The organism is Puia sp., from assembly GCF_035546395.1.
In the GTDB taxonomy this organism is placed as follows: domain Bacteria; phylum Bacteroidota; class Bacteroidia; order Chitinophagales; family Chitinophagaceae; genus Puia.
Genome location: NZ_DASZXR010000005.1, coordinates 55781 through 81179 on the forward strand (window position 1 = coordinate 55781; position 25399 = coordinate 81179).

Below are 25399 nucleotides of genomic sequence, written 5' to 3' on the forward strand. Positions count from 1 at the left end.
CTCGCCGTACGCTACGCCATCTGTGGATCGCTGATACCCTCTTTCCCCGTCTCTATCCTGCCGGCATATCGCCACTCAAATCCCTTCACCCCCTTTATCCTGACGCTGAAGTCATACCACTGGTGGCTCCTTTCGAAGGACAAGGGAACCAAACTATCCCCACCTGTCATCTCCTTCGTAACCGTCGCCGCCCCATAAGCATTGTCTATGATCTCAACAACAAAAGCCGCATGCTGCCTTTTCTTCAGCAGCACCCCCATCGTATAATCAAAAAAGACACCTATCGCATCGTTCGCATCTCCCTTGAATTCCCGGTAAAATCCATTCGCTCCATACACTCTCAAATGGTATTTGCCACCGGATTCCGCCAGCGGCCAGCTGTCCGCTAACACATCCCCGGCCTTCACGGTGTACGCCCAGTTCCGACCGGCCATACCCGGCGCATATACATTGAAAGGAGCTCCTGCCGTCCGGCCGCTGAAAAACAGGTCATCGTTCCGGAACAGGATCTCGAACTTCGTTTTGTCCGCATTTAGCTGCCCATCCGCATTGAAACGGTAAGGCAACGGACAGGACGGCCTCGTCCCCGGCTCCTGCTTCGTCCGGTATGGCGATGCGTGAGGCGTCCGGTTATAAACCTCAACCTCCTGCGCCGTCAACGCCTTAAAATCGTTCGGCAAAGGCCGGAACTGCGCCTTGTGGATACTCTCCAAAAACGCATCCTTCGGCACAAAGGACGGCTGCTGAATGGCCTCTCCGTTATATGGCCGGAACACCGACGTCAAATCCCCACAAACCGTCCGCCGCCAGTCCGAGATATTCGGTTCCTTCACCGGCTTGCCCAGCTTGCGCGAAAGGAACCGCTCCAGGAATTGCAACGTCGACGTATGATCGAACACCTGCGAGTTCACATATCCCCCACGGCTCCACGGTGAGGCGATGATCAGCGGCACCCGGAAACCCAACCCGATCGAACACTCCATCTCGAATTTCTCGGGGAAACCGTTCCGCGCCTTCTCCTGCTCGAGCGTGATATAATCCACCCGCGTATCGATCCCCTCCGATACCTTACCCGTCCCCGTCTTGTGAGGATGCGCGGCTGTAAACGGCGGCACATGGTCAAAGTATCCATCATTCTCATCATAAGCGAGAATAAAAATGGTCTTTTTCCAGACTTCCGGATTCTGCGTAAGGATGTCCAACACCTCCGAAACATACCAGGCCCCATACCACGGCGCGCTCGGATGATCCGAAAAGTTCTCCGGCGCCGACAACCAGGACACGGTCGGCAGCTTGCCTCCCAGTACATCGGAACGGAACTGGTGCAGCACATCTCCCTTGGGCGCTTTCATCGACCGCTTAACTTCTCCGTCGCTGTATTCCAGGTCCTCCAGCGTGCGATAATGCGGATCGCCGGAATTGGTGTCGAAGGCCTTCCGATGCAGCGCCTGCTGGCGCGCCGACAGATCACCAAGGCTCCGCCCATCCACAGGCTTGTTCTGCCGCTTCAACTCTTCGATATGCGGCGGATGCAGGTGGATGTTATATTGTCCAAAGAACTCGAGCGGATTGTCCTGGAAATTCGACAGCCAGGGATCCTGCTCGCCGCGAAGCCCGGTATCGATGCTCACCTCGTTCTGATAACATTTCCAGCTGACGCCAAGATCCTCCAGCCGCTCGGGGAAGGTATCCCATCCCAGCGTCCCATAGTCCATATCGTCATTCCATACCAGCGCCCGCGAACCCTCATGCTGCTCCGCCCGGACCGTGCCCGTCCAGAAGAACAGGCGGTTGGGATTGGTGCCCGTCAGCGAGGAACAGAAATTCTGATCGCAAACGGTAAAAGCATCCGCCAGCGCATAATAAAAGGGAAGGTCTTCACGAGAGTGATACCCCATCGTCAGAGGCATGTTCGAATATTCGGGGGTGCTGTTCTTTTTCCAATCCAACCACTTGTCGTACTTGCCGTCATTCCGGGCTCCTACCTGGTTGGCCCAGCTATGCGGCAGCGAATGCATCCAGGTGGCTTTCGTATTACGGATATCGAGCCGGAAAGGGGCAAAGGTCTGCCCGCCGGCATTCGTCTGCAACCAGACCGGATTCCCATTGGGCAGATCGATCGCCCGGGGATCGTTATAACCACGCACCCCGCGAAGCGTGCCGAGTGCGTGGTCGAACGATCGGTTCTCCTGCATCAAAATAACGATATGCTCGGCATCGTGCCAGCTGCTGCCACTTTTAGGCGCAATAGCCAGCGCCCGCTGGATCGACTCGGGTAACAGCTGCGATGCCCCAAGGGCGCCCGTCAAAAGGGCTGTTCTTTTGAGGAAATCTCTTCTCGTTTCAGGCATGCCGCGAATCTAGCGATATTGCCCGACGCTCAGATTATCAAACCATTAAAAAAATAGATAGGAGGCCGCACACAAGGCCGTAAACGCCAGAACGGTATACAACAAATTACGACCTAGGCTCTTGCCCCTTTCTTCCAGCAGGGGAGAAGAAAAGGTCTCTTTACAATTAAGGCAAAACTGGTTCATCTTCAATAATTTAAATGCGTCAATTAATCAATTCCTAAGCCGCCGGAGGCGGCTGTCCAAAGGACCATCTTTACATTCAAAGATACAAAACATTTAAATATTTCAATGCATTTATTTTTTCAGACCCTCCAAAAAACCGATAAAATCGTCGATCACCGCATTATTCATGGTGTACTTGATATTCCGGCCTTCTTTCTCGGGCAGGATGATCGAGGTCTCCGTAAGCTGTTTGAGATGATGACAGATCGAGGGTTGTGCAAGATTGATATTATCGTACAGATCGACACAATACAGCCAGTCGTGTTTCTTCTGAATCTCACTGAGTATCTTCAGTCTCGTTGGATCGGAAAGGGCCTTGGAGATCTTTTCCGCCTGTTTCGCGTCCATCTGCGGCATAAGTCAATCGATTTACTCCTAAGATACGCATTTCTGCCCTAAATTGCAGGCATGAATTTCCATTTGACGAAGATACCCGAACGCACCTCCAAACCCCGTACCCACGGCATCACCATGGTCAATGACAAAGGATTGAGCGTCGCGGAAGCCCGCAATCTCGTTTCAGGGGCCGGTCCCCACGTGGACTGGGTAAAGCTGGCCTTCGGCACCCCCCTGGTCACCGCCGGCCTTCACGAAAAGATCCGCATCTTCCAGGACGCCGGCATCCCCGTCTACTTCGGCGGCCTCCTCTTCGAAGCCTTCGTTATCCGCAACCAGTTCAATGACTTCATCTCCCTCCTGAAGGAATACAACATTACCACCATCGAAGTCTCCGACGGCTCCATCGAGATCCCCCATCCCGAAAAATGCGGCTATATCGAAAAACTGGCCAAATATGGCACCGTCCTCAGCGAAGTGGGCTCCAAGGACAAGGACCGGGAACATATCACCCCACCCTATCAGTGGATAAAGCTCATGAAGGCCGAGCTCGAGGCCGGCGCCTCCTATATCGTCGCCGAAGCCCGCGAAACGGGTAATGTCGGCCTCTACCGCGACTCCGGCGAGGTCCGCGAAGGCCTGGTGCAGGAGATCCTGACAAAGGTCCCCGCCGAACAGATCCTTTGGGAAGCCCCCCGTAAGGACCAGCAACTGTACTTCCTCACTCTCGTCGGCGCCAACGCCAACCTGGGCAATATCCACCCTGCCGAGGTCATCGCGCTGGAAGCCATGCGCATCGGCCTCCGCGGCGACACCTTCGATCTTTACTTAAAGTAATCGGGGTACCCCCTTGCCATTCTCAGGATAATGTTCTATTTTAGAAGGCGCGCACCGACTCTACTAGATTCAACCTGAATGAAAATCCTACGGCAAAAACCACTGTTCTTCCACGGCCGGGTCAAACCCTCCAGCCTAACCGCTGAATGGCAACCCAAACGGCCGGTCACCACGGATATAGCCGTACCCTCTCTCGAACGTATAAAGGCGCTGGGTTCCACCGGGAATATGGACGACTACGAAAAGCGAAAGCTCGGCATCTTCAACCAGCTCAATTTCTTCCAGCTCATCACCGGTATCATCATCCCCATCGCCGGCGCCATCAGCAACCGCCGCTTCCCCCTCATCGCCTGGATCGTCGCCTCGCTGCCCGCCCTGATCAGCATCACCGTCCTCGTGCTCAACGCAAGACGCCGCTATGACCTGGCGCAGATCGCCTACTTTGTCTGCTACCCCATCGCCACCAGCATCGTCTACATCTGGGGGATCAATATGGGCGTGGAGCTCTCCTTCATCCTCTATGGCATCCTCGGCGTGTTCTTTATCCACGACATCAGCCAGATGCTCTTCGCGCTCTGCCTCTCCATGGTCAGTTATTTTGTGCTGGCCGTGGTGTGTAAGAATTATACTTACCAATTGGCTACCGCCAATATCTTCTTCTATGTGTTCAACCAGCTGCTCGCCATCGGCTTCATCTTCTACGGTCTCTTCCTCATCAAAAAAGAGAATGCCGGTTATCAACACAGCATCCTCCAGCAAAAGGAAGAGCTCGCCGCCAATGGCCGCCTGCTCCAGCAACAGACCGACGAGCTGACCCTCATCAACGCATTCAAGAACCGTCTCTTCTCCATCATCGCCCACGACCTCAAATCCCCCGTCTACGCCCTGCGGAATCTCTTCCGCAACATGCAGCAGTACGATCTGCCCGCCGAAGAGATAAAGGGGATGGTGCCCGAGGTCGTCAACGAGCTGACCTATACGACAAGCCTGATGGAAAATCTGCTCCACTGGGCCCGAAGCCAGATGCAGGCCGACACCGTCAAGCCGCAGCGGATCGCCGTCTCCGAACTCATCTCGGAAGTAGTGCGGCTCCTGCGCCTCCAGGCGGACGCCAAACAAATCAGCGTTACCTATAAAGAAGACGCCTCCATCGCGGCCTTCGCCGACAGGGACATGATCAACCTCATCCTGCGCAACCTGCTCTCCAACGCCATCAAATACACGCCTGAAAAAGGTTGTATCGAGGTCGGCGCCCGCCGCGACGCCGCCGGTACCGCCATCTTCGTAAAGGACACCGGCATGGGCATCCCGCCCGACGCGCTGGAAAAGATACAGCAAAGCAATTTCTATACGACAAAAGGCACCGCAGGCGAAGCCGGCACCGGTCTGGGCCTCATGCTTTGCAAAGAGTTCGTCGCCCGCAACGGCGGCGCCCTCTCCATCGACAGCTTTCCCGGCAAAGGCAGTACCTTTACGTTCACACTACCATCTGATGAAAATTCTACTCTGGTCGGTCGGAAAGAACAATGACCCCTATGTAAAGCCAGGCATCGACGACTTCACCCGGCGAATTACCCGCTATTTCCCCTGCGAGTGGGAGCTCATCGCGCCCCCCAAAAACGCCACGAAAAAGAACGAAGGCGAAGGTATTCTTCAAAAGCTTACCAAAGACGACTACCTCGTCGCCCTCGATGAACGGGGGAAGCAGATGACTTCCGAAGGACTCGCGCAATTCCTCCAGGCCCGCGCCAACACCGGCGGAAAGAATCTCGTCTTCCTCATCGGCGGCGTATATGGCCTCGACGAATCGGTTCTCGCCCGCGCGGACTACCGGTGGTCCCTCTCGCAGCTCACCCTTCCCCATCAACTGGTGCGGCTCGTTCTCACCGAACAGCTATATCGCGCCTGCACCATCCTGCGAAATGAAAAATATCACCATGCGTGAGGGAATTTCACTATCTTTAAGCCGCTAAAAATCGCACCCCAAAAAGCAACCAGATGACAAGCTACACGGTGATCATCGTCGTCATTACCTCTCTCATCTCCTTTATAGCATTTAACAATATCAAATTAATGGATACGCTGATCTTCTGGCCCCCGGCCGTAAGCATGCGTCATCAGTATTGGCGGTTCATCACCTGCGGCCTCATCCACGCAGATTTCATGCACCTCCTGTTCAACATGTTCACCCTCTACTTCTTCGGTCGCGGACTGGAGAACCTGTACATGGGTGAACTGGGGCTACAGCATTATTACTTCCTGATCCTATATTTTCTTGCCCTCATTTTCTCCAACATCCCCACCTACCTCAAAAGAAAAGATGATTACAACTACCGTTCCCTGGGCGCATCCGGCGCAGTATCCGCTGTCATGTTCGCGGTGATCCTGATCAGGCCATGGGAAAAACTCTATCTCTACGCCAGCATCCCCATGCCTTCTCTGCTTTTCGCCGTGCTGTTCATTGGATATTCGGTATACATGTCAAAACGGGGCGGGGACAATGTCAACCACGATGCACATCTCTGGGGAGCCGTCTTCGGCATCGTCTTTACGGTGGCCGTCGACCATGACTCCCTTGGTAATTTCATCAACGCGCTGCGTCATCCACAGTTCTGATCCACTCGATCTTCAACACGGCCCTGGTGCCCGGTCCGACCTTCCAGCGATCGTCGATCCGGCGGCCCACCACCCAGATCAGCTTCTTGTCCATCTCGAGTACCCATACCCGCTCCTTTTCGGCCATCGACACCTTCGTGTCGATCAGGAACCGCGCCACCTTCTTCTTCTTTCGCAACCCCAACGGATAGAAATAATCCCCCGCCTTCCACCGTCGCAGCAGTAAAGGGTAACCGATCTTTCCCGCATCCAGCAACGCCACGTTCGGCCCCTGGTCGAGAGTCTGTAGCGCTTCCACGCTCAGTCGCAGCTCGCCTTCGGCAAAAACCACAGCCGCCTGCCCTTCCTCGATCAAAATATGGGCGGGTTCTTCCTGAGCCAACGGCGCAACGATCAACCAGTTTCGATTCTTCAAAACCCGGTGCGTCTTGGACCCCACATATCGCCCCGTGGAACTATCCATCAACGCAACGATCTCTCCCGCCTGCTTCGGTGAGAACCCGAAGGGTTCGAACAGCTCATACACCAACGTCAGCAAGGGCGTCTCCTTACGCAGTTTCTCAACCGGTATATGCACCTCGTTCCCCCGGTATTCCAACAACCTCTTCAGCCGCTCATCGATCGCCCGCCGGTACACCTGTTCGATATCCCTGAACCGCTCCAGGTTATCCGCCAGGTTATCCGCGGCCGCCGGGTAAACCTGCTCCACCAGCGGGATCAGCCGGCGCCGGAAAAAATTCCGCGTATATTTATCAGATTCATTCGAACTGTCCTCCACCCACTGCAAGCCGGCCGCGACAGCAAACGTCCGCAATTCCTCCTTATGAGCAAACAACAACGGTCGAACGATATTCCCCTGCTTCGGCAGCATCCCCCGCATCCCCGCGATCCCCGTCCCCTTGAAAAAATGCATCAGCATCGTTTCGATATTGTCATCGAGATGATGCGCCGTTACGATCCAGCGCGCCGCCCCCTCACGGATCATCGACTCAAACCACCCATACCGCAGTTCCCTCGCCGCCGCCTGGATCGAAACCTTGTGCGCCTCCGCATACACCGTCGTATCGAATCTTTCCACGCACACCTCCCCGTATCGCTCCCCAAGGCCTTGAACAAACTCCTCATCCCGCTCACTCTCGCTGCCCCGCAGCTGAAAATTGCAATGAACGATGACCAGACCGAACCCCGAGCGGTGACACAACTCCGCAAGCACCACCGAGTCCAGCCCGCCACTGACGGCCAACAATAACCTCTCCCCGGAAGCAAACAACTTCTCCCGTGCAATAAATTGGTTGAATTTCTCCAGCAATTCCATTCCGGCAAATCTAGCTCAATTCATCATAAGCCCCTTGCAATTCATTATAAGCCCGCTTCTCGCCCGCCGCCTTCGCCGCCTCCATGCCCTTCCGGTACCATTCCAGCGCCAGCTCCTCTTCTCCCAAACTCTCCAACAGCTTCCCCAGATGGTAATAGCTGCCCACTGCCGCAGGGTCCTGCGCCAGCAGCTCCTCCCAGATCCGCCTCGCCATCGTGACATCCCCGAGCTTTACATACTCCAGCGCCAACGCATGCCGGACGAACGAGTCGGTCGGGTCTTTTTCAAGGAATTCCTTCAATTTTTCGATCCGGTTCATTATCTTTGTTTTAGTTGCATAAACAACTTACCAATGAAGATATTAGTCTGCATCAGTAAAACGCCGGACACCACGGCAAAGATTGCTTTCTCGAACAATAATACGACCTTTTCCGGGGACGGGGTCCAATGGATCATCAACCCCTACGACGAATGGTACTCGCTTGTACGGGCGATCGAGCTGAAAGAGAAAGACCCCTCCACTGGCATTCATCTGATAACGGTCGGTACAGCCGACGTCGAGCCCATCATCCGAAAGGCCCTCGCCATCGGCGGGGACGAAGCCATCCGGGTCAATCTCGACAGCGCCGATCCCTACACCGTCGCGGCGCAGATAGCCGAAGTCGCCAAACAGGGCGGTTATGATCTCGTCCTCACCGGCAAAGAGACCATCGACTACAATGGCTCGGCCATCGGCGGCATGGTTGCCGAACTCCTGGACCTTCCCTATATTTCCCTCGCGACGAAATTCGAGTTGAACGGAACCACGGCCACCGTCGCCCGCGAGATCGAAGGCGGCGAAGAGGTCGACGAAGCGGCCTTGCCCCTCGTCGTTAGCTGCCAGAAAGGCGTAGCCGAACAACGCATCCCCAATATGAAAGGCATCATGGGCGCCCGCACAAAACCCCTCAAGGTGGTCGAGCCCATCGCGACGCAGCCGCTGACGAGCATCGTCTCCTTCGAGCTGCCCCCCGCAAAAGCCGGCGTCAAGCTGGTCTCACCCGATCAACCCGAAGAACTCATCCGCCTCCTCCACGAAGAAGCCCGTGTATTTTAAACACACTAACAAAATTGCCATGTCTGTATACATCTTTATAGATCACTCCGAAGGTCACGTAAAAAAAGCGGCTCTCGAAGCCCTATGCTACGGCGCAGCCATAGCGTCCCAGCTCAATACTACAGCAGAAGGAATTCTCCTGGGAACCATTTCCACCGACCCGGCCGATCTGGGCAAGTATGGAATAAAGAAAGTCCACCATGCCGCACAGGAAAGCCTAAACGCCCTCGACGCCCAGGTAGACGCAAAGATCATCGCCGACTTTATGAGCGCCGCCGGCAACAGCGTCCTCATCTTCTCGCATAACACCACCGGGAAGGCCATCGCCCCCCGCATAGCCGCCCGCTGCAAAGCCGGGCTGGTCACCGGCGCAATCGCCCTGCCCGATACCAGCAACGGCTTCGTCGTTAAGAAGACCGTCTTCTCGGGGAAAGCCTTCGCCAACGTATCATTGAACACCCCCATAAAACTTATCGCGCTCAACCCGAATGCCTTCGCCGTAAAGGAAGGGGAGGGCAAGGCCGAAATAGTGCCCCTCACCGTTTCAGCCCCTGCGCCAAAAGTCAAAGTGGTCTCCGCCACCGCAGCTACCGGGCATGTTCCCCTCACCGAGGCCGAACTGGTCGTCAGCGGCGGCCGGGGCCTCAAAGGCCCCGAAAACTGGGGCATGGTCGAAGAACTGGCCTCACTGCTGGGCGCCGCCACCGCCTGCAGCCGTCCTGTCGCAGACGCCCACTGGCGCCCGCACAATGAACACGTCGGCCAAACCGGCATAGCTATTGCACCCAATCTCTATATTGCCATCGGTATCTCCGGCGCCATCCAGCACCTGGCCGGAGTGAACCGGAGCAAGGTCATCGTTGTTATCAACAAAGACCCCGAAGCCCCCTTCTTCAAGGCCGCCGACTACGGCATCGTAGGCGACGCATTCGAAGTGGTGCCAAAAATGATTTCTGCTGTGAAGAAACTGAAGGGAAAATAACGCAAAAAAATCCCTACTTTCGCGTATTATTCTTATGAAGAAGATCGAATTGGAAATAGTGGCGCTTTCGCATAGCATCACTCAAACACACTCCTATGCAGTCGTGCTCGGGGAGGTCAATGGTCTACGCCGTCTTCCCATCGTTATTGGGGGGTTTGAGGCCCAGGCGATTGCCGTAGCGCTGGAAAAAATGCATCCCAGCCGCCCCCTTACCCACGACCTCATGAAGAATTTCATGAGCGCCTTCACGATCGATCTGCAGGAGATCATCATCTGCGACCTGCAAGAAGGCATCTTCTACTCCAAGCTGGTCTGCGTCAGCGAACACGATACCGTCGAGATCGACTCCCGCACCAGCGACGCCCTCGCCCTCGCCGTCCGCTTCGGCTGCCCCATCTTCACTTATGAACATATCCTCGACAGCGCCGGCATCCTCATGGAGGACAGCAGCAACAAAAAGAAGAAGTCGAGCCCCACGGCAACGGTCTCCACAACGGATAGCGGCACACGCGAAGACCTGAAGGTGCTGTCCATGGACGATCTAACCTCCCTGTTGAACGAAGTGCTGGAACAGGAAGATTATATTCGCGCCATCGCCATCCGCGATGAGATCAACAGCCGGCGAAAAACCCGCTGATGGTTTCTTTCCCCAACTGCAAGATCAACCTCGGCCTACGCATCCTTCGTAAGCGATCCGATGGCTACCATCATCTATCCACCGTATTCTACCCTCTCCCGCTAAAGGATGTCCTGGAAACCCTGCATGCACCCTACCCCGGTTTTACGGCTTACGGTATCCCCATCCCAGGCAAGGACAATATTTGCGAAAAGGCCGTTGACTTGTTAAAAGCCGACTTCCCTGCCCTGCCCGACATCCAGATCCATCTTTATAAGAATATCCCGATCGGCGCCGGCCTCGGCGGCGGCTCCGCCGACGGCGCCTTCACCCTCCTGGCCCTCAACCGCCAATTCCACCTCGGCCTCGATAACCCACGCCTCCTGGACTACGCCGCAAAGCTCGGGAGCGATTGCCCCTTCTTTATCCTCAATACGCCTTGTCTCGGCACTGGACGCGGGGAGAAGTTGGAGCCCATTACCCTCGATCTGTCCGCTTACCGTTTCGTCCTCGTCAACCCCGGCATCCATATCAGCACCGCCCAGGCCTTCTCGCTCTGTACGCCCCGCGAAGAGGGATCATCCCTCCGGGACATCGTCCAGGCCCCGGTCTCCACCTGGGCCGGGCATCTTCACAACGACTTCGAAGAACCCGTCTTCCAGCTCCATCCCCAACTGCGCAGTATAAAGGACACCCTATACGCCCAGGGCGCCGTCTACGCCTCCCTCACGGGCAGCGGCTCCTCCATCTACGGCATCTTCGAAAAGACCCATACCCCCAATAGCTTGCCCCTTTCCTGGAATTATCGTATCTTGCCCTAATGTCGTTCCTTAGCAAAAATCTAGACTTTCTCGACCACCCTCAGTTAGCAACGGCAACTAACTGATTATCATCTATTCACTTTCTTTATCTCAACTTTTATGCAAGCGACGACCACCCTCTCGGCCCGGTCCCTCCATTACCTGGAACTGGAAGAAAAATATGGCGCCCACAATTACCACCCCATCCCCGTCGTCCTCGACCGCGGCGCAGGAGTCCATGTATGGGATATAGATGGCCGCCGCTATTATGACTGTCTCAGCGGCTATTCCGCCGTCAACCAGGGCCACTGTCATCCCCGGATCGTCGCCGCCCTGCAGGAGCAGGCGGCCCGCCTGACACTCACCTCCCGCGCTTTCCACAGCGACCTCCTCGGGGAGTATGCCCGGTATATCACGGAGTATTTTGGTTATGACAAGGTCCTGCCCATGAACACGGGCGTGGAAGCGGTGGAGACCGCACTGAAGCTCTGCCGCCGCTGGGCCTACCAGGTAAAAGGAGTTTCCGCGGATAAGGCTCTGATCGTCGTCTGTTCGGGCAATTTCCATGGTCGCACCACCACGGCCATTTCCTTCAGTACCGACCCCGATTCCAACCGCGACTTCGGTCCTTATACACCCGGCTTCCTCGTGATCCCGTATAACGACTCGGCCGCCCTCGCCAGGGCCCTGGCCGATCCAAACGTAGCCGGCTTCCTCGTCGAACCCATCCAGGGCGAGGCAGGGGTCATCGTTCCCGATGAAGGATATCTCCACATTGCCAAACGCCTCTGCGAAGCCGCAAACGTCCTGTTCATCGGCGACGAGATCCAAACCGGCCTCGGTCGCACCGGCCGGCTGCTCGCCTGCGACCATGAGTCGGTCCGGCCCGATATCCTCATCCTCGGCAAAGCGCTGAGCGGCGGCATGCTCCCCGTGTCCGCTGTGCTGGCGGACGATCCGATCATGCTTACCATCCGTCCCGGCGAGCACGGCTCCACCTACGGCGGCAACCCGCTGGCCTGCAAGGTGGCCATGGCGGCGCTCGACGTGCTGAAGCAAGAGCGGCTGGCGGAGAACGCAGCCGTCCTCGGCGAGCTGTTCCGCAAGGAGGTCCGCAACCTCCATTCGCCCTACATCGCCCTCGTCCGGGGCAAAGGCCTGCTCAATGCGATCGTCATCGCCCATCCGCGCCCCGACGCCGCCTGGGAACTCTGTCTCGCTCTCAAGGAGAATGGACTGCTCGCCAAGCCGACGCATGGCGACAAGATCCGTCTCGCCCCGCCGCTCGTCATCACCCGGGAGCAGCTGCTGGAATGCGTGGAGATCGTAAGGACCAGCCTCGCCGTGCTGGAAAAACATTGATCCGGCGCTCCGCGCGAAATCCCTAATTTTACCGCATGCACCAGATCGACACGTCCATCCCCCACGGCCATACCGAGCAGCATATGCGCAGCAGCGAAATACTCACGGACATCGTCATCGGCATGTCCGATGGCCTCACCGTTCCCTTCGCACTGGCTGCCGGTCTCAGCGGCGCCGTCAGCGAGGCCCATATCAATCTCATATGGATCGCCGGCCTCGCCGAGATCGCAGCCGGCTCCATCGCCATGGGCCTGGGCGGATATCTCGCCGGTAAGACGGAGATCGATCACTATAATTCCGAGCTGAAAAGAGAATACGACGAGGTGGAAAGGGTCCCCGATAGAGAAAAAGAAGAAGTCCGCGAATTCTTCTCCGGCCTGGGCCTCAGCCGCGAAGTACAGGATCAGGCGGTCGATGAAATGACGAGGGACAAGGAGAAATGGGTGGACTTCATGATGAAATACGAGCTGGGTCTCGACAAGCCCGATCCCCGGCGCGCCCGAAAAAGCGCCTTCAACATCGGCTTCTCCTATGTCGTCGGCGGCCTCATCCCGCTAAGCCCCTATTTCTTCGTCTCCGACGGCATCGCCGGCCTGCGCATCTCGGCGGCCATCACCCTTTGTTGTCTGTTCGTCTTTGGATATTTCAAGAGCAAGCTCACGGGCGTCAACCCCATCGCCGGCGCCATCCGCGTCATGGTTATCGGCGCCCTCGCCGCCGGTTGCGCCTTCGCGGTAGCCCGGCTTATTCAGAGCTGACATCCTGCCTTATTTTAATATCCGGCAGCAATGTTGCCACCAGCGCAAGGATCGTCCCGCCAAACATCAGGAACAGACCCAGTCGTTTCTCGGGGCATTCCCCCCGGTAACAGGCCGTGTATAAATAATAGCACTTGAATCCCCACGCAACCCCCACCGCCGCCACGAATAGATTGGCGCGCTTTGCCCACACCTTCGGGATGAGGAAGAACACGATCTCCACCACGCTAAAGAACAACAGCACCTTCCCCGGCCGCCCATAACGGTTCTGCTCCGAGAAAAAACCCGTGAACTCCTTCTGCAGCACTGGGAAATAGGCCCAGGGCATAAAGCTGGCGACGATCACCAGCACGGCCGCCGCTATCCCGATCCATTGAGAATTTTTCATGCCGCGAAGATACCGTATCTTATTGTACCAAAACTAACACTACACATGCAGAAGCTCCTCCCCACCCTCGCCGGGCTCGTCCTCGCCATAAGCCTCCAAGCCCAAAAAATTAATGACGCGTCCACCATCGACAAGCTCAAAGAACAGGCTCGCGCCGCCGTCGCCGCCAATCCAAAAGGCGTACAGGAAATGGTCGACCAGATCTTCAGCTATGGCGAACTGGGTTTCCAGGAGATCGAGACCTCCCGCTACCTCACCGACTTCCTCACCAAGCATGGCTTCACCGTCGAGAAGGGTGTTGCCGGCATTCCCACCGCCTGGATGGCCCGCTGGGGCAGCGGCAGCCCCGTCATCGCCCTCGGCAGTGACATCGACTGCATCCCCAAAGCCTCGCAAAAACCCGGCGAAGCCTTCAAAGACCCGATCGTCGAAGGCGCCCCCGGCCATGGAGAAGGCCATAATTCCGGTCAGTCGGTGATCATCTTCGCCGCCATCGCCGTGAAAGAGTTGATGGAAAAGAACCATATCCCCGGCACCCTCGTCATCTGGCCCGGCGTAGCCGAAGAGCTGGTCGGCAGCAAAGCCTGGTATATCCGCGATGGCTATTTCAAGAATGTCGACGCCTGCATCTTCACCCACGTAGGGCACGACTGGAACTGCAACTATGGTGATCCCGGTATGAACGGGCTCGTCTCCGTCAAATTCTCCTTCGATGGCGATGCCGCCCACGCCGCCGGCGCGCCCTGGCGTGGGAAAAGCGCACTCGACGCGGTGGAGCTGATGGATGTGGGCTGGAATTTCAAACGCGAGCATCTGAAACCGACACAACGCTCGCACTACGTCATCACCGACGGCGGCGACCAACCCAATGTCGTGCCTTCAAAGGCCTCGGTCTGGTACTATTTCCGGGAACGGAACTATGACGACATCAGCAGCATGTACGCCGCCGGGATCAACATCGCCAAAGGAGCGGCCCTGATGACCGATACAAAAGTCAGCTGGCAGATCCAGGGCACGGCCTGGCCGGGGCATTTTAATAAGGCGATGGCCCTGGCGATGTACGCCAATATAAAGAAGGTTGGTTATCCCCAATGGACAGACGCCGATCAGCAGCTCGCCCTCGCCGTCCAAAAGCTTGTCGAGGCCCCCAAGACCGACCAGGAAGGCAAACCCATCCACGGCCTGCCCACTCATCTTGATACCCTCAAAGGATCGGTGCCCTTCTCCTGGGGCGGCGGCTCCGATGACATCGCCGACATCTCCTGGAACGTGCCCACCATCGATCTCTATTACCCTGCCAATATTCCCGGTACCAAGGGCCACCACTGGGCCGACGCGATTGCCATGGCCACGCCGATCGCTCACAAAGGCAGTCTCTACGGCGCCGAAGTCACCGCCATGACCCTGATCGATCTTTTCACCAATCCCCGCGTCCTCGCCGATGCAAAGGACTACTTCAATAATGTGCAGACAAAAGAGGTCAAATACAAACCCTTTATCACAAAGGACGATCCCCCCGCCATCAACCTGAACAAGGAGATCATGGAACGCTACCGCGAGCAGATGCGGAAATATTATTACGATCCCTCGAAATACAAAACCTATCTCGAACAGTTGGGGATCACGTATCCGACGCTAACCCCGCCGGCCAAATAACCCGTCGGGGCAGCCTCGCAACAAGGCCGCCCCGCCCCCCTGCGGCCGGCTCAGTCCGGTCGCTTTATCTTCTTATATAGAAAAAGCTGCCACTTCTCTTCAGCCACCCCCGCCTGGTCCATCTCGGACCGCGACAAAGCGAAGAAAAGATCGGACAGGCGGTTGATGTAGGCCAGGATATAGTCCTCCACGGCATCCTCTTTCATCAGGCTTACCAGCGTCCGCTCGCCGCGCCGCATCTGCGTGCGCACCACATGGCAAAGCGCCGAGATCTCATTGCCGCCCGGCAGCAGGAAATAGTCCGAAGGGGAGGTCATCGCCGCCTCCAGCTCATCGATCCACCGCTCACAGAAGTCCGCTCCATCCGTCGGCCGCGGATTGCTGTTCTCCTTCTTGCAGTCCGATGGCCGCGCGAGGTGCGACATCATGTCCATCATATCCTTCTGGATGCGATGCAGGTTCCCTTGCCAGGGATGCTCCGCGCCCAGCTTCGCCCGCAGCAACCCGATCGTGGAGTTCACCTCGTCCAGCGTCCCCACACATTCCACCCGGGTATCGTCCTTGTCGACGCGTTTTCCGCCAAACAGGGCCGTCTGCCCCTTGTCGCCTTTTTTTGTATAGATCTTCATATTTTCCTGATTACTTTTTCCCGCTCCTTCCGCCGTTCCCATTCCAGCAGTTCCAGTTCCAGCCGATCATAAAACCCGTCGGTATAGCCGACGCAGAGATAGGCGACCAGCCGATGACCCGCGGGCGCACCCAGCAGTTGCCGCACGCGCTCCGCATCGAGGATGCTCAACCAGCCGATGCCCACATTCAATGATCGCGCCATCAGCCACATGTTCTGAACCGCACAGACAACGCTGTACAACCCCACTTCTTCCATCTGCGTTTGTCCAAGGACCGGCCCGCTCGGCGGAACATAGAACACCGCAATATTCAACGGCGCCTCCAGGATGCCCTCCAACTTCAACCGCGCATATTCCGCTCCCCGTCCCGCAAACATCGCCATAGCAGCCTCATTGGCCCCATCAAAACTATCCCGCACCTTTTCCCGCGTCGCCCGGTCCTCGACCAGTACAAACTCCCAGGGTTGCGAAAATCCTACCGACGGCGCATGCAATGCCGCATCCAGCAACCGGTCCACCACCTCCGCCTCCACTGGCTTGTCCACAAACCGGTTCCCCCGAACATCCCGCCGATGCCGGATGATCTCCCATAACGCCTCGGCCTCCGCCGCAGTAAAAGTCCGTCCTTCCATCATAACGAAATTTGCCGCAGCGAATATACCGCCTCCGCCCCACTTATTTCACGGCACCGGCCATTTCTTATCTACCGCCCGCGGTATAAAGAATCCCTTGATGCAATTGGGATTACAGACGCAAATTTGAATATGACTCTTATCGTAAAATCCAGCCGTTGGATAAAGCGGCTTCCCTTCTATAAAAACACCGCTTACCGAGTCGAACGGCGTTCTTTTACGGCGCGACCGAAAGTGAACATATTCGATCATCCCGCGCAGATGCTCGCGCAACCCCGTATCGAGCCCGCCATAATACACATTTGAACTGAAATCGGCCCGCAACGCAGTCGCATATTGCCAGCCGTCATCGCCATGTCCTTCGATCATAAACGTAAATTGGAATAAATATACTCCAGGTCGATATTCGCCCGGATATGCTCCGACAGCCGGTCATACTGCCGTTCCCGGAAAGCCCGGTAGTCCGGAATGTCCACCCCCAATACCTGCTTCACCACGGCCTGGTTGTCCAGGATCCCATGCATATAGGTACCCCAGCACCGCTCCGAAAGCCAGTACCCATCCCCCTCATCTCCCAATACCACCGGAAAGTTCACCGGCCGCCCGGCCCGCCGATCCGAGGCCGCCGAAGCACCAGCACCCCGTCGATCCAAAGCCTCAGACCCGCCAGCAAGCCCACCCCCAACCCCATCCACCATCGTCTGGCCCATATGGATCTCATACCCCTCACACACCGGCCCCTCCTCCCCAAACCGAAACCGCCTCCTCACCGTCGTCTTCTCCTTCGACAACACCGTATGCACCGGCAAAAGCCCCAGCCCGCTCACCGTCTGCGCCTCCCCCTCCACCCCATGCGGATCGGCAATCGTCAATCCCATCATCTGGTACCCCCCGCAGATACCAATCACCGACACTCCCGCTTCCGCCGCAGCAATGACGGCCTTGTCAACACCCAGCTCGCGCATCGTCAGCAGATCGCCGATAGTATTCTTCGTCCCCGGCAACACGATCACCGACGCCTCAGCCAGCTCGACCGGGTCATCGGTATAGTAAACATGCAGTCCACCGGCTCTTTCCAACGCCGCAAAGTCGGTGAAATTCGAAAGATGGGGCAGTCGGACGATCGCGACGTTGACAGCGCCGGGCCTATGCACCGCATGCTTCTGCCGCAGCACCACCGAATCCTCCTCTTCGATATGGATGTCTCGGTAATAAGGCAGCACCCCTGCGACAGGAACGCCAGTCAGTTCCTCCAGCTGTCGCCGCCCATCGACGAACAACCGGGCGTCACCCCGAAATTTGTTGATGATCACTCCACGGATCAGGGCCTTCTCTTCCGGCGGCAGCAGGGCCAGCGTTCCATAAACGGAGGCGAATACCCCACCCCGGTCGATATCGGCAATGAGATAGACGTCCGCGCCGGTGTGCAGGGCCATCCGCATATTGGTAATGTCACGTTGCCGCAAATTCAGTTCGGAAATACTGCCTGCCCCCTCCAGTACAACCGGATTGAATCGCCGGGCAAGCCGGTCATAGGCCTGCCTCACCTCTTCCCACAACGCCGCCCGGTCCCGCCCCATAAAATAGTCATAGGCAGATTGACTCCCCGCCGGTCGCCCATGCAGCACGAGTTGCGCATGGCTGTCGCCGGTAGGTTTGAGCAACACCGGGTTCATATCGCTATGACAGGGGATACCCGCAGCTTCGGCCTGCACGGCCTGTGCCCGGCCGATCTCCAGGCCTTCGGGAGTAACATAGCTGTTCAGAGACATATTCTGCGCCTTAAACGGCGCAGGACGCCAGCCGTCCTGCGCGAGGATGCGGCAAAAACCCGCGGTGATGACGCTCTTGCCGACATCGGAAGCAGTACCAACAAACATCAGGGGCCGGAGAAGAGGTCGCATAGTCAAAATTAAGGTTGTTCGACGAACACCGGCGCCCCGGTCAGCACTTCCAGTCTCGCCCTCACCCCGGCCACCCGCTCCGGCGGGACCAGCATCCCGGCAAATGTTCCGGAATGCGCGACCATCAGCCCACACCGGTGCTCCGCCGCCCGCAGGAACCTGCGAAGCAACCAGTCATAATATCGCCCCAGCCCCGGTGTCCAGGGCCGGCAAACACTCCCGGTATCGACGGCCCGTTCCGGCGCGGCATCAAAATACAGGAGGGTCATTGGGGGAACCCCGATCCGCCGGCCAACGACGCCGGCCTGTTGATAAAAAAGGAGAATATCGTCCGAAAGACAGGGATCGGAAGGTTCCACCCGCGCGGCAAGGCAATAAAGCTCCGCGGCTGACAAACCCATTTCCAGGTAGCCATTGACAAGCGAAAGCACAATCAGAACGTCGGTGCTGCTGGAGGACAGCCCCTTCCCCCGCGGGATATTGCTCCGCAGGCAGATCCGTTTGCTTTCTAAGCGCCGATCCGTCCCGCCCAAAAGAAGCGACAAGGCCCGGCCATCCGACAAAGTCCCCTGCATCAGCTCCCCGATCCGGGCGTATATTTTACAAGAGTAATCCATTGACAGGCCGTAAAAATAGTAGTTTTACAGCTATGCCCGGATTTTCTCATTTCATCATCGCCGCCCCGCACAGCGGCGCGGGAAAAACAACGGTCACCCTCGGCCTCCTGCGCGCCTTAAACAACCGCGGCCTTAACATCCAGCCCTTCAAATGTGGACCCGATTTCATCGATCCGCTCCATCACAGCGCCGCCGCCAACACACCCGGCATCAATCTCGACCTATATATGATGAGCCCGGCGCATATCCGTGAGCTCTATCAAAGAAACACCCGGAAAGCAGACGTCGCCATAACGGAAGGGGTCATGGGCCTTTTTGACGGGGCCCAAAAAAGAGAAGGCAGCAGCGCCGATCTGGCCGCTCTGCTGCAACTTCCTGTGATACTCATCCTGAACGCAAAAGCCATGGCCTATTCCGCCGCTGCCCTTCTCTATGGACTGAAGAATTTCGACCCGGCCCTTCGCATCGCCGGCGTCATCTTTAATTTCGTGGATACCGCAACGCACTATCAGCTGCTAAAAGAAGCCTGCGATGACGTGGGCATCCCTGCCCTGGGCCACCTGCCCGCCAACAAACACCTGCACATCCCCTCCCGGCATCTCGGCCTCGACACCGCCAACGCCGAGGACGCGATCCAGGCCGCCGCGCGGCACATCGAAGAACATCTCGACCTCGACGCCATCCTGGCCGCAACGCGTACCAGTCGTCCGGCCCCTGCCGGCAATTCAGCGTCAAGCGAACCCAAAGCACAGCCCACCGCACCGGCCAACCCCGGCAAAAAAACCATCCTCGTCGCCCGCGACGCCGCCTTTCTTTTCCTCTATCCCGAAAACCTCCGCCGCCTCGAAACATACGGCCGGATCATCTTCTTCAGCCCGTTAAAAGACACTCATCTCCCACCAGCCGACATCCTCTACCTCCCCGGCGGTTACCCCGAGCTGTACCTCGACCAACTCTCCAACAACCAATCCCTCTGGCACGACATCCGAACCTTTGCCGCGAACGGCGGCCGCATCCTCGCCGAATGCGGCGGCATGATGGTCCTCGGTCATAGCATCATCGACGAATCCGGCAAGACCTGGCCAACAGCCGGCCTGGTCGACATCGCCACGACAATAAAAGATAAAAAGCTCACCCTTGGTTATCGAACGCTCACACTCAACAACCAAATCCTCAAAGGCCACGAATTCCACTATTCACAGTTCACCAACAACCCAACCGGGACAAAGAACATCGCCATCCACAACGCCCGCGGACAAGAAATACCCGCGCCGGTCTTCTACCGGCAAAATCTCTTCGCAAGCTATATGCACTTTTATTGGGGGGAATCGCCCGGCCCGCTCGAAGCCTGGCTGGAGGGTTAAATGCTAATTCAATTGCAGCTGGCCCATGGCCTTCTCCACCGCGTGATCCTTCAAATCCGGCAACGCCAGCCCTTCGGCCCTTACAACCGTAATATCACTCAGTCCGATAAAGGAAAGAATGAACCGCAGATAAGGCTCGATAAAATCCATCTGCTTCATCGGCCCTTCGGAATAAACGCCGCCCGTAGAGACCGCCAGATACACCTTCTTGCCCTTTTTGATAAGTCCCTCCGGTCCCTTTTCCGAATAGCTGAACGTTACACCCGACCGCACGATATGATCGATCCACGCCTTCAACGCCGAGTGGATGGAGAAATTATACATCGGTGCGCCGATCACAAGAACATCGGCCTCCTGGATATCTCCAATAGCCTCCTCGGAATGCCGGATCGCTTCCCGGTTCTTGTCCGTATGCAGCTCGGCAGGCGTATAAAACGAGGTTAGATGCGCTTCTTCCAGGTGCGGCCAATGCTGCTCCACCAGGTTCACCGTCTTCACGGTACTGCCCGGCTCGGCAGCCAGCAATTTCGCAATAATGGCTTCTCCCAACTGGATGCTGTATGAAGCCCCACCCCGGGGACTCGATACAATGTGTAAGATTTTTTTCATATGGCAAAGCTACCTACCTTTGCTATCCAGAAGATAGCAGTATCCCAAAGGATACTAGTATCCTGCAGGATACCGACCTAAACCAGGCTACTTTTCGGGCATAGCCCCAATCGCGTAAACCAAAAATCAATTGTATGCAAATCCACACCGAAGGCGTCCATTCGAAAGAGACCTGCTCCCAGGCCGCCAGCGCAATCCGCGACGCCCTTTACGTCATTGGCGGCAAATGGAAACTCCCCATCCTCATGACGCTGGCCAGTGGCCCGCAACGCTTCCGCGAATTACAAAAAATGCTGGAGACGATTACTCCAAAAGTCTTGTCGAAAGAACTAAAGGAACTCGAGTTGAACGAATTCATCAAACGCACCGTGCATCCCACCACCCCCGTTACAGTCGAATACAGCCTTACCCACTACAGCACTTCCCTCCAGAAAGTATTGATCGAACTCCGCGACTGGGGTTTCGCCCACCGCCAGCGTCTGAGGGCTTCCTTAAGAGCATCGAAAAGCGAGCAGGTACTGGAAGAAAAATAAATTGACCGCCGACTGTCCTGGTTATTCCGGCCCGTTAGCGTGCCTCAGCCCCGTTCACCGATCCCAAATATATTCCGGTTTAAGAAGGCATTCCGAAACTTCCCCCCCGGATCGTAGTGCCGTAACAAGGACTGAAAGTCTTTCATCCGCGGATACAACTCCGCCAGCCGCCCATGCGGCATCGTAAACAATTTCCCCCAGTGCGGCTTCGCATGAAAAGGCGCCAGCGCCTGCTCGATCTGCGGCAGCAGCCGGTGCACCGCCTCCCACTCCGGCTTCCAGGTAAAGTGTATCGCCGTACTATGCTGGTGCCCGCAAGGACTCATCCAGAAGTCATCGGCCGCGATAGAACGCACCTCGGTGATAAACAAATGCCGTGAGATGGATTCATGCAGCTTCTCCACTGCCATGATCGCCGCATAACTTTGTTCCCGCGGAACAAAGAATTCGGATTGCAGCTCCTTGCCGTTACTCGGGGTAAATCCCATTTTGAAATGCGGCAACCGCTCATGCCAGGGTCCCGGCACCCCCATCTGAGGCGTACAGTTCTCCGCGGAATTGGCCCGTATAGGATGCAGATCCTTCGTCGCCGAATGTGCGCTAAAGAATTCCGGCCTCGTCGCAAAATGCCCGTCCTCGCCCGCCCGGCTCTTGATCCAGACCTCGTTGATATTGCGGTTGCGCCAGTCCGTGAACAGGCTCACGCTATAGCCTGCGGCCATGATCTCATCGAAATGATGTTCCAGCTGCGCCATCGGCAGGTTCTCATAGACATACTGCCGTACCTGGTAGCTCGGCTGGATCGACAGCGTTATCTTCGTTACCACCCCGATCCCGCCAAGATGCACCACCGCGGCTAAGAACCGGTCCCCATCCCGATGCCGCGACAGATTGACCGTCTCCCCGGCCGCCGTGATAAATTCCATCCCCATTACCGCGCTCGATAAATTACCGTTGTGCACGCCCGATCCATGCGTGGCCGTTGCCACTCCACCCGCCACCGAGATATGCGGCAGCGACGCCAGGTTGTGCAGCGCATAACCGTTATCGTTGAGAAAAACGGCCAGCTCCCCATAGCGCATCCCCGCCTCCACCGTCACCGTATGATTGGCCTTGTCCAGCGCCACCACCTTGTTCAGCGCGCCCAGGGAAAGGAATTCATCCTTCGAATCGGCGATATCGTTAAAGCAATGCCGCGTGCCCAGCACTTTGAAATGAGGTTGGTTACGCACCCAACCCCGGATCTCCTCGATCGAGGCGGCCTTATGAAGCAAAGAACTGCTGTAGGTAAGATTCCCGGCCCAGTTGGTGATCTTTTCACCCTGGGCCCAGTCGACCAACGGAGACAAGGCGGAGCCGGCCATCATAACGGAAGATAGTTTTAGAAAGGTTCTTTTTTTCATATGGGGGCAATTAGAATGGGAACAAAAGATTTCACTCCCCCGCAACCTTCTCCGCCATCACAAGCCGGAGCGATTCCGAGTTGATGCAAAACCGCAGTCCGCTCGGCGGCGGTCCATCCGGGAACACATGTCCCAGGTGCGCATCGCAGGTACTGCAATCCACCTCGATCCGGATCATCCCATAGGAGGTGTCCTTATGATAGTTGATCACGTTGTTCTTTATCGGTTCCGTAAAACTCGGCCACCCCGTCTTCGAATCGAACTTGATCGTCGAGTCGAACAGCTCCGTTCCACAGCAGACGCAAACATACTTCCCCGGGTCATACCGGCTGCACAGCTCGCCCGAGAACCGCGCTTCGGTCCCTTTTCTCCGCGTGATCCGGTATTGCTCCGGCGTCAGCAACGCCTTCCATTCTTCGTCCGTCTTCTCCACCCGGCGATCCGGCGCCAGGTTCCCCTTGCTCGCAAGACTAACAACATCATTCCAGTTTAACATGGCCTTAATTTTTAGTGTGCTGCAAAGATACGAAGTCCGAACGCCACCGGTAATACTAACAATATTAGCATTTGGAAAAAATTCCGTATCTTGTGCCATGATGCTTTTCGATGAGACAGCGCTGTTCGATGAAGGAAAAAAGCGGTTCACAAACTTCGATCTCCCCGGTACCCATCTTCGACTTTGGGAGCAATTCTTCGACAAATCCGAGTCCGACAACTACTTCCGGGTGTTGAAAGAGACCACCCCCTGGCAACAACGGACCCGTAAAATGTACGACAAATGGGTGCTCGATCCCCGACTCACCGCCTGGTATGGCGGTCCGAACGGACTCGAATGGACGCCCGCGTTATTGGCCATAAAAGCCCGAGTAGAGCAGGAGTCCGGCATCGCCTTCAACCGCGTGTTGTTGAACTTCTACCGGGATGGCAACGATTCCGTGGCCTGGCACAGCGACACCCTCCCCGCCGATGGCAAACATCACCCCATCGCTTCCGTTACCTTCGGCGAGACCCGGGTTTTCAAGGTCCGGCCCAAAGCCAACAAAAAGTCGCCCTCTCTCGACATCCCCCTCACGCACGGCAGCTTCCTGCTAATGGCCGCCACCATGCAAGATGGCTACGAACACCACATCCCAAAAACATCCAAACCCATCGGCCCGCGCATCAACCTGACTTTCCGCATCTCGGATTCCACAAAACCCGTATATTACGTCAACGATACTGACCCATGCCCCCAAAACTCTGGAAATACTACCTCCAAGCCGCCCTCTACCCCCTGATCTTCAGCCTGCTGGCCACCACCGGTTGGTTGTTGTATGACCACCGCTGGGGCTCCCTTAGCAACTTCACCCACGAACAATTGGGCGGCGACCAGCTCGATCTCACCCTCATCCTCCTGTCCCTTGGCAACGGCCTCGTCCTGGCCGCGCTGACCACCCCGCTCTACTTCAATGCCTCGGCAAAGATCAGGAACAATCCCCTGGTCTCTCTGCTGTCCTGGAGCCTCCTCCCGATGCTCTGGCTCTTATACATCGGAACATATGTCGATGCCGACGACCTCGAGACCATCGCACTCCTTCTCACCGTAACCCTTCCTTATCTCATCGCCCATCCCTGGACCTTCAGCCGCTACCGCCGCGAGCTCAGCGATTCAAGGGCGGCTGCCCCAACACATCCGTCACCGTCACTCCCGGCAACACCCGGCGCACCGGAACATTGATCGCATATTTCTCACAAAACAGCAAGATCGCCGCATCGATCTCCTCCGCCGGATACCGCGAGGAAAAATGCCCCAGCACCAGCTGCCCGCTCCTCAGGCCGCTCACCATCTCCATCACCTCCTCCAGCGTGCTGTGCTTGTTTCCATAGGTCCGCGGTTTGATCTCCTCGCCGTTACCCAGGAAAGTCGCCTCATGGATCAGGATAGCCGTATCATTCCATTTCGACGAGCCCTCCTCCACCGGCGTATCCCCCGAATAGGCCAGGACCTTATCCCGCAATTCGATCGACAGGTTCTCCCGGCCTATCCGCTCCCCAGTTGTCGCAGCTCCTCGCCAGTAAGTCGAATTGCCGCGAAAAAGCCTCCAGCACAGGGAAAAACTTCGCATCCTTCGGATAGTACATCACCGGAAACCCCGGCCGCGCATTCAGCTGGTTGAATTGTATCAGCCCGGTAAGATGATCCCGGTCTGCGTGCGAAATAAAGGCATGATCTGTCTTCCGGCTCTTCTGCAGCAAGGCCGGGATCAGTCCGTCCCCCGCATCGAAGAGCACCCCCCACTCCTCCACAAAATACCAGGTCGAAAATAACGCCGTCGAATAGCCCGTAATAGTCAGTTGCATAGATACAAAGGCAGGATTCTTCACTCCCCG

Annotated in this window: 30 protein-coding genes; 15 read left to right on the top strand and 15 right to left on the bottom strand. The window is 56.8% G+C overall.

Annotation, left to right across the window (positions count from 1 at the left end; all coding sequences use genetic code 11):
* Positions 1-11: 11 nt before the first annotated feature.
* Both VHE34_RS05040 and VHE34_RS05045 read right to left on the bottom strand, forming a co-directional pair.
* Positions 12-2351: a phosphocholine-specific phospholipase C gene (locus VHE34_RS05040; protein WP_325585287.1), complete on the bottom strand. Its 2340-nt coding sequence runs from the start codon at positions 2349-2351 to the stop codon at positions 12-14.
* A gap of 297 nt (positions 2352-2648) precedes the next feature.
* Entirely contained in the window at positions 2649-2933 is a 285-nt protein-coding gene (locus tag VHE34_RS05045; RefSeq protein WP_325585289.1) for a metalloregulator ArsR/SmtB family transcription factor, read from the bottom strand.
* A 51-nt stretch (positions 2934-2984) separates the two neighbouring features.
* On the opposite strand from VHE34_RS05045, the gene VHE34_RS05050 reads away from it, so the two are divergent.
* The 4 genes from VHE34_RS05050 (at position 2985) to VHE34_RS05065 (ending at position 6365) form a co-directional block, all read left to right on the top strand.
* The gene (locus VHE34_RS05050) at positions 2985-3749 is read left to right on the top strand and encodes a phosphosulfolactate synthase (RefSeq protein ID WP_325585291.1); all 765 of its coding nucleotides are present in this window, start codon (positions 2985-2987) and stop codon (positions 3747-3749) included.
* A gap of 78 nt (positions 3750-3827) precedes the next feature.
* Positions 3828-5279: a HAMP domain-containing sensor histidine kinase gene (locus VHE34_RS05055; RefSeq protein ID WP_325585293.1), complete on the top strand. Its 1452-nt coding sequence runs from the start codon at positions 3828-3830 to the stop codon at positions 5277-5279.
* Complete coding sequence (locus VHE34_RS05060) at positions 5242-5694, top strand: 23S rRNA (pseudouridine(1915)-N(3))-methyltransferase RlmH (RefSeq protein WP_325585295.1); 453 nt, start codon at positions 5242-5244, stop codon at positions 5692-5694. Before VHE34_RS05055 ends, VHE34_RS05060 begins: the two co-directional genes overlap by 38 nt.
* 53 nt (positions 5695-5747) lie before the next feature.
* Positions 5748-6365: a rhomboid family intramembrane serine protease gene (locus VHE34_RS05065; RefSeq protein ID WP_325585297.1), complete on the top strand. Its 618-nt coding sequence runs from the start codon at positions 5748-5750 to the stop codon at positions 6363-6365.
* Here VHE34_RS05065 and tilS read toward each other — a convergent pair.
* Positions 6337-7680 carry a tRNA lysidine(34) synthetase TilS gene (gene tilS, locus VHE34_RS05070; protein ID WP_325585299.1) on the bottom strand — a complete coding sequence of 448 codons (1344 nt, stop codon included), beginning with the start codon at positions 7678-7680 and terminating at the stop codon, positions 6337-6339. The genes VHE34_RS05065 and tilS overlap by 29 nt on opposite strands.
* A gap of 10 nt (positions 7681-7690) precedes the next feature.
* A complete protein-coding gene (locus VHE34_RS05075) occupies positions 7691-7999 on the bottom strand; it encodes a tetratricopeptide repeat protein (protein WP_325585301.1) in 309 nt (102 codons plus the stop codon).
* A gap of 33 nt (positions 8000-8032) precedes the next feature.
* On the opposite strand from VHE34_RS05075, the gene VHE34_RS05080 reads away from it, so the two are divergent.
* The 6 genes from VHE34_RS05080 to VHE34_RS05105 all read left to right on the top strand — a co-directional run bounded on the left by VHE34_RS05080 (position 8033) and on the right by VHE34_RS05105 (position 13294).
* Positions 8033-8776, top strand: a complete 744-nt coding sequence (locus tag VHE34_RS05080) for an electron transfer flavoprotein subunit beta/FixA family protein (protein WP_325585303.1) — start codon at positions 8033-8035, stop codon at positions 8774-8776.
* Positions 8777-8795: 19 nt separating this feature from the next.
* On the top strand, positions 8796-9758 hold the full coding sequence (locus tag VHE34_RS05085; protein WP_325585305.1) for an electron transfer flavoprotein subunit alpha/FixB family protein: 963 nt from the start codon (positions 8796-8798) through the stop codon (positions 9756-9758).
* 34 nt (positions 9759-9792) lie between these two features.
* A complete protein-coding gene (locus VHE34_RS05090) occupies positions 9793-10395 on the top strand; it encodes a bifunctional nuclease family protein (RefSeq protein ID WP_325585308.1) in 603 nt (200 codons plus the stop codon).
* On the top strand, positions 10395-11195 hold the full coding sequence (gene ispE / locus VHE34_RS05095; protein WP_325585310.1) for a 4-(cytidine 5'-diphospho)-2-C-methyl-D-erythritol kinase: 801 nt from the start codon (positions 10395-10397) through the stop codon (positions 11193-11195). Before VHE34_RS05090 ends, ispE begins: the two co-directional genes overlap by 1 nt.
* A gap of 99 nt (positions 11196-11294) precedes the next feature.
* A complete protein-coding gene (gene rocD, locus VHE34_RS05100; RefSeq protein WP_325585312.1) occupies positions 11295-12536 on the top strand; it encodes an ornithine--oxo-acid transaminase in 1242 nt (413 codons plus the stop codon).
* A 35-nt stretch (positions 12537-12571) separates the two neighbouring features.
* Positions 12572-13294 (top strand): VIT1/CCC1 transporter family protein, encoded by a 723-nt coding sequence (locus tag VHE34_RS05105; RefSeq protein WP_325585314.1) that lies wholly within the window; start codon positions 12572-12574, stop codon positions 13292-13294.
* Here the strand turns inward: VHE34_RS05105 and VHE34_RS05110 are convergent.
* Positions 13281-13682, bottom strand: coding sequence for a hypothetical protein (locus tag VHE34_RS05110; protein ID WP_325585316.1), 402 nt, complete (start codon positions 13680-13682; stop codon positions 13281-13283). The genes VHE34_RS05105 and VHE34_RS05110 overlap by 14 nt on opposite strands.
* A gap of 45 nt (positions 13683-13727) precedes the next feature.
* Between VHE34_RS05110 and VHE34_RS05115 the strand changes: the two genes are divergently transcribed.
* A complete protein-coding gene (locus VHE34_RS05115; RefSeq protein WP_325585318.1) occupies positions 13728-15338 on the top strand; it encodes an amidohydrolase in 1611 nt (536 codons plus the stop codon).
* A 50-nt stretch (positions 15339-15388) separates the two neighbouring features.
* On the opposite strand, the gene VHE34_RS05120 is transcribed toward VHE34_RS05115, so the two are convergent.
* The 5 genes from VHE34_RS05120 to VHE34_RS05140 are packed head-to-tail and all read right to left on the bottom strand — an operon-like array spanning position 15389 to position 19120.
* The gene (locus VHE34_RS05120) at positions 15389-15967 is read right to left on the bottom strand and encodes a cob(I)yrinic acid a,c-diamide adenosyltransferase (protein WP_325585320.1); all 579 of its coding nucleotides are present in this window, start codon (positions 15965-15967) and stop codon (positions 15389-15391) included.
* A complete protein-coding gene (gene bluB, locus VHE34_RS05125; protein ID WP_325585322.1) occupies positions 15964-16602 on the bottom strand; it encodes a 5,6-dimethylbenzimidazole synthase in 639 nt (212 codons plus the stop codon). Before bluB ends, VHE34_RS05120 begins: the two co-directional genes overlap by 4 nt.
* A gap of 45 nt (positions 16603-16647) precedes the next feature.
* Positions 16648-16968: a hypothetical protein gene (locus VHE34_RS05130; protein ID WP_325585324.1), complete on the bottom strand. Its 321-nt coding sequence runs from the start codon at positions 16966-16968 to the stop codon at positions 16648-16650.
* Entirely contained in the window at positions 16965-18503 is a 1539-nt protein-coding gene (locus tag VHE34_RS05135) for a cobyric acid synthase (protein WP_325585326.1), read from the bottom strand. The genes VHE34_RS05130 and VHE34_RS05135 overlap by 4 nt, the downstream gene beginning before the upstream one ends.
* Before the next feature lie 8 nt (positions 18504-18511).
* Entirely contained in the window at positions 18512-19120 is a 609-nt protein-coding gene (locus tag VHE34_RS05140) for a hypothetical protein (protein WP_325585328.1), read from the bottom strand.
* A 32-nt stretch (positions 19121-19152) separates the two neighbouring features.
* Here VHE34_RS05140 and VHE34_RS05145 point away from each other — a divergent pair, with 32 nt between their 5' ends.
* Positions 19153-20484, top strand: a complete 1332-nt coding sequence (locus VHE34_RS05145; RefSeq protein WP_325585330.1) for a cobyrinate a,c-diamide synthase — start codon at positions 19153-19155, stop codon at positions 20482-20484.
* A 3-nt stretch (positions 20485-20487) separates the two neighbouring features.
* On the opposite strand, the gene VHE34_RS05150 is transcribed toward VHE34_RS05145, so the two are convergent.
* Positions 20488-21093, bottom strand: a complete 606-nt coding sequence (locus tag VHE34_RS05150) for an FMN-dependent NADH-azoreductase (protein WP_325585332.1) — start codon at positions 21091-21093, stop codon at positions 20488-20490.
* 134 nt (positions 21094-21227) lie between these two features.
* Between VHE34_RS05150 and VHE34_RS05155 the strand changes: the two genes are divergently transcribed.
* Positions 21228-21626, top strand: coding sequence for a helix-turn-helix domain-containing protein (locus VHE34_RS05155; protein ID WP_325585334.1), 399 nt, complete (start codon positions 21228-21230; stop codon positions 21624-21626).
* 44 nt (positions 21627-21670) lie between these two features.
* Here the strand turns inward: VHE34_RS05155 and VHE34_RS05160 are convergent, their stop codons facing one another.
* Positions 21671-23029: a D-arabinono-1,4-lactone oxidase gene (locus VHE34_RS05160; protein ID WP_325585338.1), complete on the bottom strand. Its 1359-nt coding sequence runs from the start codon at positions 23027-23029 to the stop codon at positions 21671-21673.
* A 31-nt stretch (positions 23030-23060) separates the two neighbouring features.
* Complete coding sequence (gene msrB / locus VHE34_RS05165; RefSeq protein WP_325585340.1) at positions 23061-23525, bottom strand: peptide-methionine (R)-S-oxide reductase MsrB; 465 nt, start codon at positions 23523-23525, stop codon at positions 23061-23063.
* A gap of 97 nt (positions 23526-23622) precedes the next feature.
* On the opposite strand from msrB, the gene VHE34_RS05170 reads away from it, so the two are divergent.
* Both VHE34_RS05170 and VHE34_RS05175 read left to right on the top strand, forming a co-directional pair.
* Positions 23623-24306, top strand: a complete 684-nt coding sequence (locus tag VHE34_RS05170; protein ID WP_325585342.1) for an alpha-ketoglutarate-dependent dioxygenase AlkB family protein — start codon at positions 23623-23625, stop codon at positions 24304-24306.
* A complete protein-coding gene (locus tag VHE34_RS05175; RefSeq protein ID WP_325585344.1) occupies positions 24255-24746 on the top strand; it encodes a hypothetical protein in 492 nt (163 codons plus the stop codon). Before VHE34_RS05170 ends, VHE34_RS05175 begins: the two co-directional genes overlap by 52 nt.
* Here the strand turns inward: VHE34_RS05175 and VHE34_RS05180 are convergent.
* Positions 24670-25026 carry a hypothetical protein gene (locus tag VHE34_RS05180; protein WP_325585346.1) on the bottom strand — a complete coding sequence of 119 codons (357 nt, stop codon included), beginning with the start codon at positions 25024-25026 and terminating at the stop codon, positions 24670-24672. The genes VHE34_RS05175 and VHE34_RS05180 overlap by 77 nt on opposite strands.
* The gene (locus tag VHE34_RS05185) at positions 25016-25369 is read right to left on the bottom strand and encodes a hypothetical protein (protein ID WP_325585348.1); all 354 of its coding nucleotides are present in this window, start codon (positions 25367-25369) and stop codon (positions 25016-25018) included. Before VHE34_RS05185 ends, VHE34_RS05180 begins: the two co-directional genes overlap by 11 nt.
* Positions 25370-25399: the final 30 nt, after the last annotated feature.

Excerpts from the sequence above, each read along its gene's own strand:
- VHE34_RS05040 (WP_325585287.1), bottom strand. The coding sequence starts at position 2,351 with ATGCCTGAAACGAGAAGAGATTTCCTCAAAAGAACAGCCCTTTTGACG.
- VHE34_RS05045 (WP_325585289.1), bottom strand. The coding sequence starts at position 2,933 with ATGCCGCAGATGGACGCGAAACAGGCGGAAAAGATCTCCAAGGCCCTT.
- VHE34_RS05050 (WP_325585291.1), top strand. The coding sequence starts at position 2,985 with ATGAATTTCCATTTGACGAAGATACCCGAACGCACCTCCAAACCCCGT.
- VHE34_RS05055 (WP_325585293.1), top strand. The coding sequence starts at position 3,828 with ATGAAAATCCTACGGCAAAAACCACTGTTCTTCCACGGCCGGGTCAAA.
- VHE34_RS05060 (WP_325585295.1), top strand. The coding sequence starts at position 5,242 with ATGAAAATTCTACTCTGGTCGGTCGGAAAGAACAATGACCCCTATGTA.
- VHE34_RS05065 (WP_325585297.1), top strand. The coding sequence starts at position 5,748 with ATGACAAGCTACACGGTGATCATCGTCGTCATTACCTCTCTCATCTCC.
- tilS (WP_325585299.1), bottom strand. The coding sequence starts at position 7,680 with ATGGAATTGCTGGAGAAATTCAACCAATTTATTGCACGGGAGAAGTTG.
- VHE34_RS05075 (WP_325585301.1), bottom strand. The coding sequence starts at position 7,999 with ATGAACCGGATCGAAAAATTGAAGGAATTCCTTGAAAAAGACCCGACC.
- VHE34_RS05080 (WP_325585303.1), top strand. The coding sequence starts at position 8,033 with ATGAAGATATTAGTCTGCATCAGTAAAACGCCGGACACCACGGCAAAG.
- VHE34_RS05085 (WP_325585305.1), top strand. The coding sequence starts at position 8,796 with ATGTCTGTATACATCTTTATAGATCACTCCGAAGGTCACGTAAAAAAA.
- VHE34_RS05090 (WP_325585308.1), top strand. The coding sequence starts at position 9,793 with ATGAAGAAGATCGAATTGGAAATAGTGGCGCTTTCGCATAGCATCACT.
- ispE (WP_325585310.1), top strand. The coding sequence starts at position 10,395 with ATGGTTTCTTTCCCCAACTGCAAGATCAACCTCGGCCTACGCATCCTT.
- rocD (WP_325585312.1), top strand. The coding sequence starts at position 11,295 with ATGCAAGCGACGACCACCCTCTCGGCCCGGTCCCTCCATTACCTGGAA.
- VHE34_RS05105 (WP_325585314.1), top strand. The coding sequence starts at position 12,572 with ATGCACCAGATCGACACGTCCATCCCCCACGGCCATACCGAGCAGCAT.
- VHE34_RS05110 (WP_325585316.1), bottom strand. The coding sequence starts at position 13,682 with ATGAAAAATTCTCAATGGATCGGGATAGCGGCGGCCGTGCTGGTGATC.
- VHE34_RS05115 (WP_325585318.1), top strand. The coding sequence starts at position 13,728 with ATGCAGAAGCTCCTCCCCACCCTCGCCGGGCTCGTCCTCGCCATAAGC.
- VHE34_RS05120 (WP_325585320.1), bottom strand. The coding sequence starts at position 15,967 with ATGAAGATCTATACAAAAAAAGGCGACAAGGGGCAGACGGCCCTGTTT.
- bluB (WP_325585322.1), bottom strand. The coding sequence starts at position 16,602 with ATGATGGAAGGACGGACTTTTACTGCGGCGGAGGCCGAGGCGTTATGG.
- VHE34_RS05130 (WP_325585324.1), bottom strand. The coding sequence starts at position 16,968 with ATGATCGAAGGACATGGCGATGACGGCTGGCAATATGCGACTGCGTTG.
- VHE34_RS05135 (WP_325585326.1), bottom strand. The coding sequence starts at position 18,503 with ATGCGACCTCTTCTCCGGCCCCTGATGTTTGTTGGTACTGCTTCCGAT.
- VHE34_RS05140 (WP_325585328.1), bottom strand. The coding sequence starts at position 19,120 with ATGGATTACTCTTGTAAAATATACGCCCGGATCGGGGAGCTGATGCAG.
- VHE34_RS05145 (WP_325585330.1), top strand. The coding sequence starts at position 19,153 with ATGCCCGGATTTTCTCATTTCATCATCGCCGCCCCGCACAGCGGCGCG.
- VHE34_RS05150 (WP_325585332.1), bottom strand. The coding sequence starts at position 21,093 with ATGAAAAAAATCTTACACATTGTATCGAGTCCCCGGGGTGGGGCTTCA.
- VHE34_RS05155 (WP_325585334.1), top strand. The coding sequence starts at position 21,228 with ATGCAAATCCACACCGAAGGCGTCCATTCGAAAGAGACCTGCTCCCAG.
- VHE34_RS05160 (WP_325585338.1), bottom strand. The coding sequence starts at position 23,029 with ATGAAAAAAAGAACCTTTCTAAAACTATCTTCCGTTATGATGGCCGGC.
- msrB (WP_325585340.1), bottom strand. The coding sequence starts at position 23,525 with ATGTTAAACTGGAATGATGTTGTTAGTCTTGCGAGCAAGGGGAACCTG.
- VHE34_RS05170 (WP_325585342.1), top strand. The coding sequence starts at position 23,623 with ATGATGCTTTTCGATGAGACAGCGCTGTTCGATGAAGGAAAAAAGCGG.
- VHE34_RS05175 (WP_325585344.1), top strand. The coding sequence starts at position 24,255 with ATGCCCCCAAAACTCTGGAAATACTACCTCCAAGCCGCCCTCTACCCC.
- VHE34_RS05185 (WP_325585348.1), bottom strand. The coding sequence starts at position 25,369 with ATGCAACTGACTATTACGGGCTATTCGACGGCGTTATTTTCGACCTGG.